This window comes from Thalassobacter sp. (genome assembly GCF_982993085.1).
Window position 1 is genome coordinate 37,136 of record NZ_CEZFMW010000008.1, and the last position, 16,584, is coordinate 53,719.

The window sequence follows — 16,584 nt, forward strand, 5'->3', positions numbered from 1 at the left end:
CTCCCGCTCGCGGATCATCCTGCTTGGTCCATGTCTTCTTCCATCATGGCCTTGAACACGTTGGACACGCGCCCTGCTTCGTCGCCCACGATCATGCGAATGAGCCTGATCTTGTCGTCGTAGCTGTTGGCGGTATCCAGCATCTCGGCAGAGATGGTTGATTTCTTGGGCTTGAGCTTGGCTTTGATCTCTTCCAGCGTTTGGCCTGCCTCCATTTCGATGGAGTCCATATCGATAATGTCGCCATCATCAGCGCTTACTTTGCGCATGCTATAGGCATCGCCAGGCGCGGTGAGGAACTGGGTGAGCAACGGCTTGACGATGCCAAGTGTGACGACCGCCAGCACCGCAACCCCCAAAAGATTGCGCAACATGTTCCGGACCCAAGGGTCTTCATGCCATTTTTGTTCCAGATCACCGGACATAGAGGCGATGACCGCTTCAGGTGATATGAAAGGCAAGCTCGACACAATCAGTGTGTCGCCGCGTGCGCCATTGATACCGACCGAGCGCTCAACCAATGCTTTGATTTCTCTGATCCGGGTGGGGTCCACGCCAATTGACGGTGGGGCGACGGCCTCTTCGTCGTCTGTAATGGGAAGGGGATCTTGCTCACGCAGAAGGACGGCGACATGAACCCCCGCAAGCATCGCCATAGGGCTGCTTTCGGACGATACTTTGCGGCTGATTTCATAGTTGCGCAGGTTGTTTGACGAACGCATGGTCGACTCTGGCCCGGCGCCACCATCATCCGCATCAACAGCGCCTTCCTCTAGGGCGGGCGTCGGCGGTGGGGTGTTGGAAACAGCACCAGGAATACCGCGATTGTTCTGAGACACTTCTTCTTCGAGGGCCATCTGCTCGCTCAGTAGGGCGGATTGGTCGGGAACAACCATATCCTCTGTGATCTCGCGGCGCGTAAAATCTATTTCAAGGCTGACCTGCGCCGACACATTGCCCGGCCCAACGATTGGCGTCAGGAGGCTTTCGATCCGAGTGCGGTAGATGTCCTCTAGGCGCAGTTGGTATTCGAGCTGCCGATCCGCCAAAGTTGTGGCGGGGTCGTCTACGGTGTCCGACAAAAGACGGCCATTCTGGTCGACCACCGTAACGGCGGTTTTAGGCAAATTCGCAATGGACGATGACACAAGGTTCACAATTGCCGTCACCTGTTGCGAACTAAGGCTTCGACCCGCTTTGACCTGCACAAAGACGGACGCGGTTGGGTTTTGCGCATTGCGCGCAAATGCGGACCTTTCAGGAATGGCAAGGTGCACGCGCGATGCCGAAATTACGTCAATTTCATTGATCGACCGGGCCAGCTCAATTTCTTGGCTTTGCTTCAGGCGCATGCTCTCGACGGAGCGGGACGTGCCCATCGGCATGTCCGCAAGGGCGCTGTAACCATCCGGCATGGACTGGGGCAAACCCTGTGCAGCGAGCGTCATCCGAGAGTTGTAGTAGTCTGAGACAGGCACGGTCACATCGCCGGTGGCGGGGTCAATCTGCACATCTGTGCCCGAATTGCGTAACGCATCCAACACCGCGGCTTTTTCGGCCTCCGGGAGGGAGGCAAAAAGCGTCGTGCGTTGCGGCACTTGCAGCGACATGTAGAGGATCAGGCCCAAAACAACGAGCAAAGCCGCAGCAATCACAGGGAACGCGCGCTGCACCGCAGGCTGGGTATAGACCATACGCAGCTCTTCCAACGTCTGCGTCACGCGGGTCGAAAAACCCGCGCGTGCTGGCGCAATTGGAGAGTTGGTAGAGCGGTCGCTCATGTGCCTGTTGTCCTCAAAACTGTTCTACTCGTGGTCTGCCCTAAACAGGCATGTTCATTATGTCTTTGTATGCGCTTAGCGCTTTATTGCGGACATTCAGCGTGAGCTGAAATCCGAGGGATGACACCTGCTGTGCCACCATAACTTTGGTCAGGTCTGTTTCTGTGCCCATCTCAAAATCGCGGACCAATTTGGCGGCGTCGCCTTGGGCTTCTGCGACGTTGTCGAGTGAATCCTTTAGTCGTTCGCCAAAGGTCGGGCCGTCTGGACGCATTTCGATGCCGTTGCCTGCCGCGCGCTGCGTCATTTCTTTGGCGCGGTTCAGGGCATCCGTGGCGGTGATCGAAGTCGTGGCTCCGACTGCTGGAACACTTGTCATGCTTACCTCCTATGTCTTTTGGGGCGCGGCGATTGCTTGCCCCATTGATGCCTGTGGATAGGAAAACTGTGTCGAAAACTGGTCGATCATAATGGCGTCTGCTGTGATGCAAGGACCTGATTTCAGGACCAACGCCCGTTGTATGACATTTTCCAACTCGCGGATGTTGCCGGGCCAGTCATAAGCCTCAAGGGCACGGATCGCGCAGGGTGCCAGATAGGCAACATCGGTGACATCGCGCACGTGGCGGACCAAAAATTCCTGTGCGATCGGCAAAATATCATCAGGCCGCTCGGACAATGGCATTGTGGCCACGGGAAAAACATTGAGCCTATAGAACAAGTCTTCGCGGAAGCGTCCCGCACTACATTCTTGCTGCATGTTACGGTTCGACGTGGCGAGAACGCGGATATCGACATCAATTTGACGGTTGCCGCCAAGGGGGGTCACGGCCATTTCTTGAATGGCGCGCAATAGCTTGGCCTGTAGCGTCATCGACATCTCGGATATCTCATCAAGCAGAAGCGTGCCCCCGTCGGCCGCACGGATCAGCCCAACATTCGCCGTAGCCGCGCCAGTGAACGCGCCCTTGGTGTGCCCAAACAGCATGGCTTCTAGCATGTTTTCGGGGATCGCGGCGCAGTTGATCGCCACAAATTCGCCGGCACTTCGGGTCGATCGGGCATGGATGTACTTGGCCATCACTTCTTTGCCGCTGCCGGTTGGGCCGTTGATAAACACACTCACGTCTGCTTGGGCCACTCGCGCGGCCATATCGAACAAACGCACGACGCCAGAATTTCGCACAATCGCTCGTCCAGTGCCGTGTAATAAAGCAACGATAAAGAGGGCTGCATATTCATCGTCTATTTGGTCGCCCAAAGCGACGATGGCGATTTTTCCACCCAGTTCAGTTGTGACAGAATACTCGGCGGTTTTTTCGTCGATGACTAGAACAGAGCGTGCGCCAACAGCTTTTGCGGCTTCAATTAGGCCGGCATCTTTCGCCAGCGTTTCTGCACGAGCCTGCGATAATACCAAAAAATCAGTACCGCTACGCTTTTGTGATGAATTGAAACTGGCATATTCGATTGCCTCAACGGAATGCTCCTGCAGTAATTGCAGAATTTTGCCAGCTAGGGCAAATTGCGTTGAATCGATTATTGCGCGTGGCATGCTCAGGCCTCCTTATTGAGGTCCAAAAGGCAAGTTTGATGCCAATAATCCCTAGATCGAAAAATTTCTTGAAAATTTAATATATGAATACCTAAAGATATTAGTCTTATATCTCATTTGCTAATTATCGCCTTCGTGAATTTAAGTATCCTTTTGATATTATTACTTTGATTGCAATATTGATGAGGACTAGCAATATTGTTGACAGCAAATAATTTTATAAATGGGTAAAAAAATGACACCGCCAATTAGTAGGCGTTATCAAGATAATTTGATTGTGGGGCGATCCCCGGCAATCGCCGGTATGTTAGCCGATATCCAAAATGCTGCTCCCTACAACGTCAATATTTTGACGAGCGGGCCAACTGGCGCCGGAAAAGAACTCGTTGCGCAAACAGTACACGCAAAATCAAAACGCAATGGCGCGTTGGTGAGCGTCAATTGTGCGGCTATTCCCCGCGATCTTTTGGAGGCTGAATTGTTTGGCCATGAAAAAGGCGCGTTCACTGGGGCCGCTAGCCGCAGGGTTGGTCGCTTTGAGGAAGCTGATGGCGGCACGCTTTTTCTGGATGAAATTGGGGATATGCCGCTCGACCTCCAAACAAAATTGCTTCGCGTGCTTGAGACGCGGACGATCTCACGCATCGGTTCCAACAAGGAAACTGCCGTGGACTTCCGTCTTGTTTGTGCGACGCATCAAGACTTGAAGGCAAAGACAGCACGGGGCCTCTTTCGAGAGGATCTAATGTTCCGTTTATCTGTAATTGAGATCCGAGTGCCGCCACTCAAAGACCGTTTGTCTGACATCCCAGAGCTGCTGAGCAAGATGGCCGAGCAAATGGAGAACGACGGTACTGGTCTGATTGCACCCGAAATGACTCAAGCGGGCCTTGATGAATTGATGCGCTATGACTGGCCAGGCAACGTACGAGAGTTGAAAAATTTCTTTCAAAGGGCAGCTGTTTTATCACGTGGTGAGCCCATAGACAACGCGTGGGTCCGTAGGTTGTTGTTCGGTGAGATCAAGCTTGTCGATGAGCAGGATCAAATTTGGAATGCAATCCAAGTATTGCCACGATCAGATCAAGTTTTACCTTGCGGGATGATGTCTGAGGAAAGCGGTGGATTGTCAGTATCACGCGACGCGATCCGTGAGTTCCTTGAAAGCAAAGCCGTTTTCTCCGTCAGAGATCACTTGGCATCGCAAGAAAAAGATACAATCGAGATTGCTTTGGACTTGGCTGACAACAATGTGTCGCGCGCAGCTCAACATCTGGATTTAAAGCGAACGACGCTTACAGCGAAAATGCGTAAATACGGTATTGGTTACGAGGCATCTGTTGATGACTGATCTGTTTCATTGAACTGGAATGCTCCAGGATATATCTACGATTGAGCAATGACGAAGTGTGTCAGGTTGAAGGTAGCCGTCTTCTGTCAATAAAATACGCTCCCGTAGCGCTAATAAAACGGATGCTGGTCTTGGCGGAGTGCCGCTCAGTAGGGAAATAAGGGTATCGAACTGGCTACGCCCAACTGTCACGTTGGCTTGCATTACTGGTCGATTTTCTTCAATTTCAAGCGTACCTATGATACCTACGGCTCTGCATTGTGCGGGCTGAAGCGTCAAAACAACATGGCCACGTGCCACGTTCTTGAGCGTTCCATTCACAACCAGGTGTGGATCCGTGTCGTGCCCGATTAGTGTAATTTCAGCTGATTGAACGGTTACATGCACAACATCAATGTGTTCCACGGCGAGTATCCTCCGCATTCAAGTATTTCATTCCGGAGTCACTCCTTCAAAGTATTCTTGAAGCAATGGCTGCATCCGTTTGAACGCGGCTGACTTAATTTGTGAAATCCGCCCAGGTGACACATCAAGAACTGCGGCAATCTCATAAATATTTAGCTCCTCAACATAATAAAGTTGTAGAACCAAAGCCTCACGATCTGGCAGTTGTTTTAGTGCATCAAGCAAAGCCAGCTTGAGACGCGATCCATCAAGCATCTGTTCAATCGGCGCATCTTGGGCGGCAAACCACATTGAGTGTTCGTCGTATTCATCTTCAATCGAATTTTGGTAACTCGCATTAAGGATCTGTTCCCACTCATTGAACTCGTTCAATGACATTGCAACGGCATTCGCCAATTCAGATTTTTCTGGGGTACGACCAAGCTCTTGTTCTAAACGATCACGGGCTGCGTTAACAGCTCGATTAATCTTCATTGATTTACGGCTGAGAACGGAATTTTTCCGTAGAAAGTCGTTCATTGCTCCGCGTATGCGGATAACTGCATAGTTTTCAAATGACACACCTTCTTGCCGGGTATATCTTTGCGCGGCTTCGATCAAACCAATCAATCCTATTTGCAGCAGATCGTCGAATTCAATAATCGATCGCATACGAGAATGTACGCGGTGGGCTATACGACGGACAAGCACCTCATGCTCACGCACGATTTGTTCTATGTTGGTCTGAGAAGAGGTATAGCCATTCATCAGGATGGTTGGTCAGCTAACGCTGTTGACCGTAGTATCGGCCACTCTGGCGCTATTGCGGGGCGACGACAAAATATTTTTGAGCATTGTATCAAAGTCCGAAATTTGCCGCTGCTCTCCGGGTAGTTGCACAATAGGTTTACAGCGAACGGCAGATTGAGCGATCGCCTCCCGTTGTGCCACGTGACCACAATAGGACAGAGAAACGGGGAGAAAATTGGCTACCGTACGTGCGAAATTGTCAAAGACGAGCTGTGCTTGTGACCTGCTGTCCGCAATATTTACCACAACGTTGAACTGCGTAATACGATATTCAAGATAAGCATTTTTGATTAATGCATAGGCGTCAACAAAACTGGTGGCCTGCCCGAGCAAAACAATAACAACGTGGTCGGAATTGGCCATGGAATTGAGCACAGAGCGCCCGGAACCCGCCGGTGCATCAACGACAACAAACTTGGTACCGTCCATCGTGTCGCGAAGCTGAGGTATCAAATCCTTGATCGGGTCGCCATCTTTTTCGACTTTAACGCTTGCGCCCGTGCGTCCCGGTAAAATTGAAAGCGCGCCCGTGGTATCCTGTATCGCATCAGTGATTTTGCATTCGCCATCCAACACGCTAATCAAATCTTTCTTAGGCTTATGGCCCAGAAGGATGTGGACGTTGGCGGCTAATAAGTCAGCATCGACGAGCAATGTGTTCCCAGCGATGGCTTGCAGCCTTAGGGCGTAGTTGATGGCGAGGGACGATTTTCCAACCCCACCCTTACCGCTTGCAATTGTTATTACTGTCGTCATTTGAATCTCCGGTGCCAACACAGGAATGCATGAATCAGGCCAAACAACATTGGGCGGGAAAAATATGTATGCTGGTACGCCATGGATCTAAGCAGACCATCGGCGCAAGGGACCGCTATCGATATGAACAAAATTTGGGTATCGGCCTACACCGCCAGGGCATATCCGACGCGCCGTGCGGGTCAGTACGGACATCGGCACGTCCGGCAGTGAGAAATCAATTGCTCGTGCCTGCACATGTAGTGAATTCCGAGCCACGTTTTGGCTGGTTCTTCGAAGCTGATCATTTGTCGCCTTGGAGCGATAGCCAGATGTTATTCGAACCTTGACCGGATTGCCGCCGCGTCCAAAGTGATTACATATTTCGAGAAATGTTTTCAGTATGTTACTGTCAAATATTTTGATTTCGTTACGCCGCCAATCGCGCAAGAATCGATGGATCTGACCGGTTTGATCGGTGCCTAAACCAGCGTTTGTGCGCAGTGATATCGCCAAACTCTCATTGGTATTTGGGTTTTCAAAGGCGATCTGAAGCGGTCGCGACGCTATAAATTCAGCTTGGCTTGTCAGCGAATTGCGGTTTGTTGAAGAGGGGTTCCCAAACAAATCGAGAGAACCGCTGGAATGCGATGAAAAGGTAGATGATTTTGAAAAAAGCCCCCCACCGCTGGTCAAGTCCAAGAGGGGAGCGGCCATGCCTGTACATGGAGCAGACAACGCAGCGATGCATACTGCTCTACGTGTCAGAACGCTCTGCTGTGTCATGGTCTTGCCCCTTCCGAAAGTGATTGCAAAATTTTGCCGGATCTAGCGGGTCAGTTTTTCGATCATGTCGGTGTAGGCTTGCAAAATGCGGGACGAACCCGAGAATTGTTGTTGCGCGCGGATCATACTGGTCAATTCAGTCGTTAAATCCACGTTGGACGCCTCGAGCAGGCCTGTTTGAATGCTCCCAAACCCTTCTTGGCCCGAAACACCTAAGACAAGCTGACCAGAATCTTGGCTTTCTTGGAACTTATTCATCCCAAGCTGTCGCATAGACGTTGAATTTGGGAATACAGCGATCGCTAGCTGCCCAATGAGCACCGGATCGTCTGGCCCGTAGGTTGCCAACATTCGACCATCGGGGTCAATCTCTAGGGCCGTCAATTGCACGCCTGCCTCGTTTTGGAAGGGTACTACCATCTGGCTTAGGTCGGTGCCGCCAATTCCATCATATCCAAAAACGAGATCATTCGTGGATGATCGCAAAATGCCGTTTCTGTCGAGTGAGAATTCACCGTCGCGCGTAAAGTTGAGGGTATCCGAAGGCGTACCATCAGGGTTGGCTGTATTTGTGATGAACATGCCGTTTCCAGCAATAGCCATATTCAAAACGCCTTCGCGCTCCATAAGGCTGCCTTGCTTTGCGCTTTGACGGGTCTGCTCGATAAGGCTGCCAACACCGGTTGAGGTTCGTGTCACCGTTTCGGGCGAAGCTCCGCTATAGAGGTCCGCAAAGCTCGCGTTGCTTTTGCGAAATGCGGTCGTGCCTGCGTTTGCAACGTTGTTGGATACAACGGAGATTTCAAACATCGACGTGGACATGCCTGACAAGATTGTCCCGAACATCTGCAAATTCCTCTCATTCTGGTCAGAGCAATATTGCAGATGTCATGCCAAACTACGGCTTGGCCGGTTAATCACTTCAAATAGTCGAACAATGTTGTTTGCCCGATTTGCGAATAGGCCTGACGCGCCGCGTTTTGGGTCATCAATAGCGATTGAAGCTCTGTGATGACCTTTTCTAGATCTGCCGCTGACATTTCGTTGACCTGTGATTGAAGGGTCACGGACCGCGATGCCAAAACTTCCTCTTGGACTTCGGCACGTTGCAATCGCGCGCCGACAGTCGTGCGGGAAATGGCGATGTCTTGGCCAGCGTCCACAATTTTTGACAGCTGCGCAGACAAAGTTTGTGCTTTGGGCACCATCGTTGCGGCTGGGTTGCCGCCCGTTGTGATCGTGAATGGCGGCTCTTTGGAAGCAAGATCGACCCCCTCAACCATGAGATCCGAGAGTGAGATTTCCCCGGTAGTGGATGTTAACTTCAAATGGCCTTCGTTAACGATCGCTGTGACGCCGGTCTCAAAAGTGCGCGCGTTGATGGCCTCTGCGATGCCTGAATGCGATCCGTCTACGACATTCGCGGCGGTGATTGATACGCTTCCTTCTGGCCCAGATAACACAAATGACCACTCACGTGGGGTGCGATCTGCGTTGATGCGCAGGGACATCCCCTCCCGTTCTGTGGCGACTAAAGTGTCCTCATGGGTTGCAGCGGTGGACAATGAAGCGATGAAACTGTCGACAATATCGAACAGGCTTTTTGATCCCGCGTCGGTCGAGATTTGCATAAACACTTCCCCACCGTTGACGGACGTGGGCAACCTCATACTTTCTGAAGCCGCGAGCGTATGCTGTCCGCCATCGCCAAGATAGGTAACGCGGCCGTCAGCCTCTTCGCGAAAGGGTTGCAAGTCGGTGTTGTACCCGCCGAACAACGCCTGACCATCGGGGGTGCGCGTGTTCGCGAGACCCACCAACGTGTCGCGCAACTCGTTCACTTCGACACGAATGGCATCCAAATCGGGTTCGGAGAATGTATCATTATTGGCGGCAATCACCCGCTCACGCATTTGGATCATAATGCTATCGACGTTTTCCAGCGTCGTGTCCGCCATGGTCAAACGCTCTTGCGCGGTGGCCACATTGCGCTGAAACCCGGATAGTTGTGTCACGCGCTCTTCCATGGCTGACAGCTTGACGGCCTCAATAGGCTTGTCTGAGGCTTGGGTGATTTCCTTGCCTGTTGAGACCTGCGTTTGGCGCAACTGGATTTCTTCGTTCAGTTGCGAAAAGCGGTTCAACATCTGATCTGCGAACATCTTGGTGGAGACTGTCATGGCGATCCTCAGGCGATTTGCAGGAGCGTATCAAACATTTCGCGCGCGGTTTGCAGGATGCGCGCGGCGGCTTGATAGGCTTGTTGTTGTGACATCAATTTGGCGGCTTCTTCGTCCATGTTTACGCCGCTAAATTCGCTTTCTGCGGCGATGGCGGCTTCATGGACGGCGTCATTGGAAAGACGGGTCAGGCGAGCAGCCTCTAGTGTTGCCCCGACCCCGGCAGCAATCGTGCGGAACTCATCCTGAAAACTGGTTTCACCGGCCCGTTGTTGTCCAAATGATGCCAAAACATCCATGTTTTGCGCATTTCCGGCGGAGCGTTGTGCCGTCGAAAGGTTAAAGGCATCGCCTGTGTCGGCAAACCCTGACAGCTCAATATCCTGACCCGAAATGTTGAACCGCGCCAATCCATTGGAGGTGCGCGTAGCGATTGAAACACCAGACTCTCGATCAAAGAGTTCAACGCGGCCCGTCGCGGCATCGATCATCTCAACGCGGAAATGTTCCGGCGCGCGTTCCGCTTCGGCCAATATGGGGCCAACGTCGAACTGCCCTGCAAGCTGCCGCGCGCCTTCACGGCCCATAATGACAATCAATTCTTCATCAGGAATATTGCTGAGGCGAATGAATGAGCTGGCGGCGCTGGTTCCGCCGGCCACAATATCCAAGGCTGAACCATCAGTGCTATGGGCATGTAGAATACCGTCTTCAACACGCAAATCTGCGTGGGCCACTTTGAAGCCAAGGGCTTCGGCGTCGGTGCTTGGGGTGATGGCAATTGTGCCGATCCCGGCCTGCTTGGCGCGCAGCGATAGCGTGGGTGCGCCCGTTGTATCGGTCCCGAGGTCTACACTCAGCCGGCCTTGCAGACTGAGCGGTACGTTAATGTCGAGGTCACCGTTCAGGGCGGTGACTGTGACGCTATGCGCGGTGCCTTCAAGCGTTAGGCCAATTTCATAGGTGCCGTCACTCAGGTCGGTTGGAATGGCGCGGCCCTGCACTGATGCGCTTGATTGTACAGTGCTAAGGCCAAACGCGGCCGCAGTTGAATTGGCAACCGGCGTGAGACCTTGCCCAGATAAATGCCCGCCAGCCACTGATAGCGACAGAGCATAGACGCCGTCTTCGCCGACAAGCGATGTCGAAATGCGGTCTGCTTCTGGGCCAGTCACCTCAAAGTCTAAGGGGCTGACGCGCGTAGGGTCTGTCTGTGCGATACGTGTCAGGGTGTATTCAGCGTCGCCCAACATAAAACTGGTGCTTTTGCCCACATCAGGAAAGTTTTCGGCAGGCATCGATGCGCCAAGCAACAAGGGCACAGGGGCCTGCGCGCGCATTTGGGATGCTGTGTCCAGAGCGATCATTTCGGCCGAAGGCGTCGCACCGCCGATTGCATTGGCGCCAAAGACAGTCCCGTCGGCCAAGGTTAATGTGGTTTCAAACCGTGCAGATGGTGCACGTGTGCGTGTGCCGTCCGCGCTGGTTCCTGCACCGTCGAGGACCGTATCAATGTTGTATCGTAACGCGGCCGCAGTACCACCCGCACTGAACTCTCGCTGGACCAACCCTCCGACCATTGGATCGGTGGCTGAGGTCATCACATGCCCGACCTCACCTGTGCGGTCACTGCTGAGCGTGAACTCTTGGCTGCTGATAAATTGAACTGTGCCACTGATCCGCAGGTCACCGCTTAACGCGATTGCAGTTTCGGGCGGGTCACCATCATCAAGGGGAAGGGGCTTGAAGTCTTGGTCAAGAGAGGCAGCCTGAATGGCGACACCCGTGGTGGACGCATTGCTAAGCCCAATGTCGAAACCGTCCACTTGGATCAACATGAGCGCGCCGGGCGTCGCAGATAGCTGTGCTTGCACGCCGGTTTCATCGCTGCGGCTGTTGATCGCGTCGGCCAGCGCGCTCAGATCGCCATTGTTCACTTGCGCGCTTATGTTCAACGGATCACCGTTGCGCCCGGTGATGTCAAACTCAACCGCGCCACTGCCGAGTTCTTCGAGCGTCAGTCGAACCGCTGTTTGTGCTTGGGCCGATACACCGACTGCCGCGAATTCAGCGTTGGCCATTTCCGCGACATAGGCCGCGTCTACGGCGGCAGGTATTGTCAGGGACCGTGCATATCCCTTGGACATTTGCAGTCTGACTGTTTGTTCTATGGTGTTGTTGACCCGGCTGTCGGTTGAGATCATGCCTATGTTGCTGCCGCGCAAACCGACCAAGCTTGTGGACAACGTGTTCAACCCGCTTTGCATCGGATCGGCCCCGGTGCGGCTTTGCGTGATCTCCATCCCGCGGTAGCCGGTACCACTGCTGAGTGTGCTGTAATCTGCGCGGTACTCGGCTTCGGCGTTAAATCCGTTGCTGGTAGTGATGAACTGTTCTACCTCATTCGGGGCCAGTGGTGGGCCAGAGATCTGGCGGCCTTCGCGCGTAAAAATGCGCAATTCGGATGCGGCTTGTCCGAATTGCACATCGGTGGCCAGCGTATTCCCTTCGGCGGACACTGCGGACATAGCAGTCAAAACGCGCGACCCGTCTGAGGCCAATGACAGCCCGCTTTCAAAACCGGACACGCTTAGCCCCAGATCGTGAATCGTTTGACCATCCGCCGTCGCGAGTACACCCATATTCAGGTATTCCGCGATTTCGGTGCCCGACTGCCAATTGTCTGCGCTGACGGTTTGTGGGTCCAGGGCAAAGCTATAGCTGTCTCCGTCCAGCTCCAGCGTGATTGCGGCGATATCGGCGCCCTCTGTGGCCGAGACGGTTGCGGTGGTTTGCGTCGCAAGACTTGCGAGTGTGATGTCAGTGGTGCCACGCGGAATGCTGCCCACGACGCCGCCGCGCAGAAATTCCTGTGCGGCCACGGGGGATAGATTGTTGGCCAGCATATCCGTCAAAGCAGGCACGCCGGATCCCGCATCTGCGGCGCGCAACGTTTCAAGCTTGGCCGTGCCCAAATTTGAGGTTTCGGGGTAGATCGCCACCGTTGAGGCGGCTGCGATTTCCTCTGGGCGGCGCAACAGAAAACTGATCCTAGAGGCATCGCCTGCCGCCCGCTCAAATACGATTTTGTCGCCGTCTTTTGGAGTACCAGTTACGTCTATAACTGCGCCGTTAGCCTCAATCTTGGTGCGACCAGTGGCCAGAACGCTGCCGGTGTCATCAGTCAGGGTCCATTGATCGGTGCGCGCGTTGAACTGCATCGACATTTGCTGCAACTGATCCGCACGTCCAGGTACCAAGCGAATAGCGGCCTCAGCGGTGCCTTGGTTGGTTTGGCTGGCTTGCGGGGTAAAGCTTGCGGTGGTGAATAATTCCTTGCCCAGTTGACCTTCCAGGTCGATGCCCTGCGCATGCTGGGTATTCATCTTTGCGGTAAAGGACCGTGCAAGTGTGTCCAGTTCTGACAGCGCCCGGTTCGTCGTGCCATGCGCATCGACTAAACCTCGCAAAGCGCCGCTTTCAAGCTGGGGCACGATCTGTCCCGATCCAATCCGGAACATGATGCTGCCTTGCTCAGACTTCACGACGCTCAACGTTTTGCTGTCCTCACCCCGGAGGATCAGCGCGCCCGCCTCAGAGGTGCCTAACCGCAGCTCGGCCTCATATCGCTCACCTATCGTGACGCTCAGCGGAACCATCTTTGAAAGATTGTCGATCAGCCGGTCGCGTTCATCCAAAAGCGCGTTCGGTGGTGAGCCGCCAAGGTTTGACGCCCGCAACTGTCCGTTAAGGCTCGCGAGCGCATCAAGGTTTTGATTCACACCGACCAATCGCGTCTCGATTTCACTGGCGGTGCCATCGGCCAGATCGCCCAACAACAAGGCAGTCGTGTTGAACGCGTTGCTGACGGTGTGACCCATGTCGATCGCCACGGCCCGCGCGGCCAAATCGCCGGGCTGTGCCGCGATCTGCCCAAGCGTTTCAAAGAATGCGGTCATCGCGACACCCAGATCGCCATCATTGGGCAGAATGCTGTTTTCCAGTCGCTCTAGCTTGGTCACAAACGCATCTGAGCTTTCGAAACGCCCTGCTGCCGCACGTTTGCTGTCCGTCAGAAACGAGTCGTAGGCGCGCCGCACGTCGTCTAGGCGCACGCCCATGCCGGTCTGCGCGTTCAATGATGTCAGCTCGCTCTGAACGCCCGAGACTTCGCTCAGGGTCGCGTCACGGCGACGATACCCTTCGGTGTTTGCATTGGCGATGTTTTGGCCGGTGACGTTCAGCGCCTCTCGTTGCGCATGGATTGCGCTACGGCCGATATCCAGCAGGCTTGCCATGGTCAGTCGTCCCCGTTTGAAACCCGATGCTCGAACTGCCGCACAAGTGCATCCGCAATTCCGAGGGACTCACGCTTGGACAGCGCGGTCGCGTATTCTTGGTCCAGCATAGAGTTAAACGTCTTCAGCCCACCGCTGTTTAGCAAGGGGTCTGCCAATTGGGCGGAACGTGCGCTCGACAGGATGGACTTTACGAACAAAGCCTCAAACTGTTCTGCGACCTCGCTCAGTTGTTGTTGGCCGCTGGATTGGCGCGCCTGCAGGGCGTCAGCTTGTGCGGCTGGTCCAACCGCAAGCTTGAGGGCAGAGGCGCTGATGGTTGTCATTTTTGTCGCCTCCGGCGTGCGGTTAAATAATGATCAACTGGGCACGCAGGGCACCCGCGACCTTAAGGGCCTCTAGGATCGCAACCAGATCGGATGGCGTGGCGCCGATTGCGTTGATCGCATCGACAACGTCGCTCAGGTTCACGCCGGGATCGAAGAGAAAGGCGCGGGCCTCTGGCTCGTCCACAATCAGCCCGGTGTCTGGTGTGATGATGGGTGCTGCGGGCGTGTTGATGATGGTGTTTTCGTTGATGATCGTCTCAGACGTGGGCGTGACTTGCGCGTCTTCGCGGATACGAACCGTCAGGCTGCCGTGGGTTATCACGGCGGGCGTCACGCTGACGTTGCCGCCAATAACAACGGTGCCCGTGCGTGAGTTGACGATGACCTGCGCGGGCGGTGCTGCGGGCTGGACCTCAACCTGTTCGATCAGGCTCGCGAAGGACACTTTTTGGGAGGGGTCGGTCGGAGCCAACACGCGGATGGATGAAGCATCAATCGGCACTGCGGTTTCACCGCCAAACACGACGTTGATCGCCTCGGCTACGTTTGCAGCGGTTGAGAAATCAGCTCGGTGCAAGTTGAGGACAAGATATTCGCCCGTGATGAACGGGTTCTCGACCATCCGCTCGACAGTCGCCCCCTGTGGGACCCGTCCAACCGTCGGCACGTTCACGGTCAGGGATGAGCCGTCCTCACCTGATACGCCCAACCCGCCAACCACGAGATTGCCCTGAGCAATTGCATAGGTTTCGCCGTCTACGCCTAGCAAAGGCGTCATTAAAAGCGTGCCGCCGCGCAAAGACTCGGCCGAGCCGAGGGTCGAGACAGTGACATCCAGCTCTTGCCCGGGCTTTACGAAGGCGGGCAAGTCAGCCGTGACAATAACGGCGGCGGCGTTCACTCCGTCTAGGGCATCTTGTTCAGCCACCATGCCAAAGCGCGAAACCATGGATTGTAGTGATTGAAGGGTGATCCCCAGATCGCCATCGCCAGTGCCCGACAGGCCAACGACCAGCCCATAGCCGACCAGTTGGTTGCTGCGCACGCCTGCGACGCTGGCCAGATCCTTTATCCGATCAGCGCTGGCCACACTGGTCCAAAGTGCGGCGATGAGCACGATGCATAGACGAAGAAGGGATGGGGTGCGCATGTCGATGCAGCCCTAGACCGGGTTCAAGGCGTTAAAGACCTTGGAGAAGAGGCCGCGCTTGGAGGTATCCGCGACATCCCCGGCACCGATGTAGGTGATCTCTGCATTGGCCAGCCGGTTGGAGTTAACCACATTTGCGGGACTAATATCGCGTCGACGCACAATCCCGCTGACGCGGACATATTCGTCACCGTTGTTCAGCGTCAGTTTCTTTTGGCCCAGAACCTCGAGATTGCCGTTGCCTAACACGCGGACAACGCTGACCGTTACAAGTCCGGTAAAGGAATTCGACTGCTCTGCCGCGCCAGTGCCCTCAAAGGTTTGCTGCGATCCAAAGGACGGATCGGTGAGCTTTAGAAAACCAGGCAGCTGGGCTGAGATGTTTTCGGATTTATCGGCAGAGGCGGACTGGGACTTGGTGGCTTGGAACGATTCATCCAGTGCGATGGTCACGACATCGCCCACCTTTGAGGCGCGCTGTTCGACCGCGAACAGGCCCGTTGCACCGGGGTGATAGATCGCCCCATCGGCGGGGCTGGTCCGACCAGTTGGCTCGGGCATAACGGGGTAATACGCCCGCGAGGCCTGATCTTCCACGTAGGTGGAACACCCGGCGACGGTACAAAGGCAGGTCGCAATAACGAGTTTGGATAAAGTACGCATCACGGACCTCAGAGGTTGTTCGAAATGTAGCGCATCATCTCATCCGATGATGAAATCGCTTTGGAGCTAACTTCGTAGGCGCGCTGGGTTTCGATCATCTCGACCAATTGCTGCACGACGTTCACGTTCGATGATTCAAGCGAACCTTGCATCAGTTTGCCGAGGCCCTGTGCCTGCGGTGTGGCGACAGTGGGCAGGCCACTTGCAGCGGTCTCAACGAGGAAACTTTCGCCCACGGGCTGCAACCCGCGCGGATTGGCAAAAACGGCGAGCGTGAGTTGGCCAATTTCCTGTGGTGCGCTCTGCCCCTGTGAGCGGACCGAGACGATGCCGTCCTGTGATATGTTCACCTCTAGCGCATCATCGGGGATCTGAATTTCGGGCTGTACGACATAGCCGCTGGCCGTCGTGAGCGTCCCTTCGGCACTGCGTGAGAACGACCCGTTCCGCGTATATCCGACGCGACCATCCGGCATCAGCACCTGAAAGAACCCCTGACCGTCAATCGCCAGATCAAACGAGTTGTCGGTGTTCACCATCCCACCCTGCGAATAGAGCTTTT

General features: G+C 54.6%; 15 protein-coding genes. 1 reads left to right on the top strand and 14 read right to left on the bottom strand.

Annotated features, from left to right (window positions below; genetic code table 11):
- Window positions 1-14 precede the first annotated feature (14 nt).
- The 3 genes from fliF to AC4GMC_RS02700 are packed head-to-tail and all read right to left on the bottom strand — an operon-like array spanning window position 15 to window position 3,336.
- On the bottom strand, window positions 15-1,781 hold the full coding sequence (gene fliF, locus AC4GMC_RS02690; RefSeq protein WP_487875658.1) for a flagellar basal-body MS-ring/collar protein FliF: 1,767 nt from the start codon (window positions 1,779-1,781) through the stop codon (window positions 15-17).
- Between the two features lie 40 nt (window positions 1,782-1,821).
- Window positions 1,822-2,160, bottom strand: a complete 339-nt coding sequence (gene fliE, locus AC4GMC_RS02695; protein WP_487875657.1) for a flagellar hook-basal body complex protein FliE — start codon at window positions 2,158-2,160, stop codon at window positions 1,822-1,824.
- 9 nt (window positions 2,161-2,169) lie between these two features.
- Window positions 2,170-3,336, bottom strand: a complete 1,167-nt coding sequence (locus AC4GMC_RS02700; protein WP_487875656.1) for a sigma 54-interacting transcriptional regulator — start codon at window positions 3,334-3,336, stop codon at window positions 2,170-2,172.
- Between the two features lie 235 nt (window positions 3,337-3,571).
- On the opposite strand from AC4GMC_RS02700, the gene AC4GMC_RS02705 reads away from it, so the two are divergent.
- Window positions 3,572-4,687, top strand: a complete 1,116-nt coding sequence (locus AC4GMC_RS02705) for a sigma-54 interaction domain-containing protein (protein WP_487875655.1) — start codon at window positions 3,572-3,574, stop codon at window positions 4,685-4,687.
- Window positions 4,688-4,693: 6 nt separating this feature from the next.
- Here AC4GMC_RS02705 and AC4GMC_RS02710 read toward each other — a convergent pair whose 3' ends face one another.
- From AC4GMC_RS02710 to AC4GMC_RS02760, 11 genes are all read right to left on the bottom strand, one after another.
- The gene (locus AC4GMC_RS02710) at window positions 4,694-5,092 is read right to left on the bottom strand and encodes a hypothetical protein (protein ID WP_487875654.1); all 399 of its coding nucleotides are present in this window, start codon (window positions 5,090-5,092) and stop codon (window positions 4,694-4,696) included.
- A gap of 27 nt (window positions 5,093-5,119) precedes the next feature.
- Window positions 5,120-5,839 carry a sigma-70 family RNA polymerase sigma factor gene (locus AC4GMC_RS02715; protein ID WP_487875653.1) on the bottom strand — a complete coding sequence of 240 codons (720 nt, stop codon included), beginning with the start codon at window positions 5,837-5,839 and terminating at the stop codon, window positions 5,120-5,122.
- Between the two features lie 12 nt (window positions 5,840-5,851).
- Complete coding sequence (locus tag AC4GMC_RS02720; RefSeq protein ID WP_487875652.1) at window positions 5,852-6,637, bottom strand: P-loop NTPase; 786 nt, start codon at window positions 6,635-6,637, stop codon at window positions 5,852-5,854.
- An 87-nt stretch (window positions 6,638-6,724) separates the two neighbouring features.
- On the bottom strand, window positions 6,725-7,402 hold the full coding sequence (locus AC4GMC_RS02725) for a YcbK family protein (RefSeq protein ID WP_487875651.1): 678 nt from the start codon (window positions 7,400-7,402) through the stop codon (window positions 6,725-6,727).
- 42 nt (window positions 7,403-7,444) lie between these two features.
- The gene (locus AC4GMC_RS02730) at window positions 7,445-8,248 is read right to left on the bottom strand and encodes a flagellar hook-basal body protein (RefSeq protein WP_487875650.1); all 804 of its coding nucleotides are present in this window, start codon (window positions 8,246-8,248) and stop codon (window positions 7,445-7,447) included.
- A gap of 71 nt (window positions 8,249-8,319) precedes the next feature.
- Complete coding sequence (flgL, locus tag AC4GMC_RS02735) at window positions 8,320-9,582, bottom strand: flagellar hook-associated protein FlgL (protein ID WP_487875649.1); 1,263 nt, start codon at window positions 9,580-9,582, stop codon at window positions 8,320-8,322.
- 8 nt (window positions 9,583-9,590) lie between these two features.
- The gene (flgK, locus tag AC4GMC_RS02740; protein WP_487875648.1) at window positions 9,591-13,880 is read right to left on the bottom strand and encodes a flagellar hook-associated protein FlgK; all 4,290 of its coding nucleotides are present in this window, start codon (window positions 13,878-13,880) and stop codon (window positions 9,591-9,593) included.
- A gap of 2 nt (window positions 13,881-13,882) precedes the next feature.
- Window positions 13,883-14,206, bottom strand: a complete 324-nt coding sequence (locus AC4GMC_RS02745; protein ID WP_038005451.1) for a rod-binding protein — start codon at window positions 14,204-14,206, stop codon at window positions 13,883-13,885.
- Window positions 14,207-14,228: 22 nt separating this feature from the next.
- The gene (locus AC4GMC_RS02750) at window positions 14,229-15,359 is read right to left on the bottom strand and encodes a flagellar basal body P-ring protein FlgI (protein ID WP_487875647.1); all 1,131 of its coding nucleotides are present in this window, start codon (window positions 15,357-15,359) and stop codon (window positions 14,229-14,231) included.
- Window positions 15,360-15,371: 12 nt separating this feature from the next.
- Window positions 15,372-16,022 carry a flagellar basal body L-ring protein FlgH gene (locus AC4GMC_RS02755; RefSeq protein ID WP_487875646.1) on the bottom strand — a complete coding sequence of 217 codons (651 nt, stop codon included), beginning with the start codon at window positions 16,020-16,022 and terminating at the stop codon, window positions 15,372-15,374.
- 8 nt (window positions 16,023-16,030) lie between these two features.
- The coding region (locus tag AC4GMC_RS02760; RefSeq protein ID WP_488047478.1) for a flagellar hook-basal body complex protein at window positions 16,031-16,584 on the bottom strand (554 nt) is incomplete at its 5' end.

Coding starts and splice junctions, on each gene's coding strand:
- fliF (WP_487875658.1), bottom strand. CDS start 1,781: ATGAGCGACCGCTCTACCAACTCTCCAATTGCGCCAGCACGCGCGGGT.
- fliE (WP_487875657.1), bottom strand. CDS start 2,160: ATGACAAGTGTTCCAGCAGTCGGAGCCACGACTTCGATCACCGCCACG.
- AC4GMC_RS02700 (WP_487875656.1), bottom strand. CDS start 3,336: ATGCCACGCGCAATAATCGATTCAACGCAATTTGCCCTAGCTGGCAAA.
- AC4GMC_RS02705 (WP_487875655.1), top strand. CDS start 3,572: ATGACACCGCCAATTAGTAGGCGTTATCAAGATAATTTGATTGTGGGG.
- AC4GMC_RS02715 (WP_487875653.1), bottom strand. CDS start 5,839: ATGAATGGCTATACCTCTTCTCAGACCAACATAGAACAAATCGTGCGT.
- AC4GMC_RS02720 (WP_487875652.1), bottom strand. CDS start 6,637: ATGACGACAGTAATAACAATTGCAAGCGGTAAGGGTGGGGTTGGAAAA.
- AC4GMC_RS02725 (WP_487875651.1), bottom strand. CDS start 7,402: ATGACACAGCAGAGCGTTCTGACACGTAGAGCAGTATGCATCGCTGCG.
- AC4GMC_RS02730 (WP_487875650.1), bottom strand. CDS start 8,248: ATGTTCGGGACAATCTTGTCAGGCATGTCCACGTCGATGTTTGAAATC.
- flgL (WP_487875649.1), bottom strand. CDS start 9,582: ATGACAGTCTCCACCAAGATGTTCGCAGATCAGATGTTGAACCGCTTT.
- flgK (WP_487875648.1), bottom strand. CDS start 13,880: ATGGCAAGCCTGCTGGATATCGGCCGTAGCGCAATCCATGCGCAACGA.
- AC4GMC_RS02745 (WP_038005451.1), bottom strand. CDS start 14,206: ATGACAACCATCAGCGCCTCTGCCCTCAAGCTTGCGGTTGGACCAGCC.
- AC4GMC_RS02750 (WP_487875647.1), bottom strand. CDS start 15,359: ATGCGCACCCCATCCCTTCTTCGTCTATGCATCGTGCTCATCGCCGCA.
- AC4GMC_RS02755 (WP_487875646.1), bottom strand. CDS start 16,022: ATGCGTACTTTATCCAAACTCGTTATTGCGACCTGCCTTTGTACCGTC.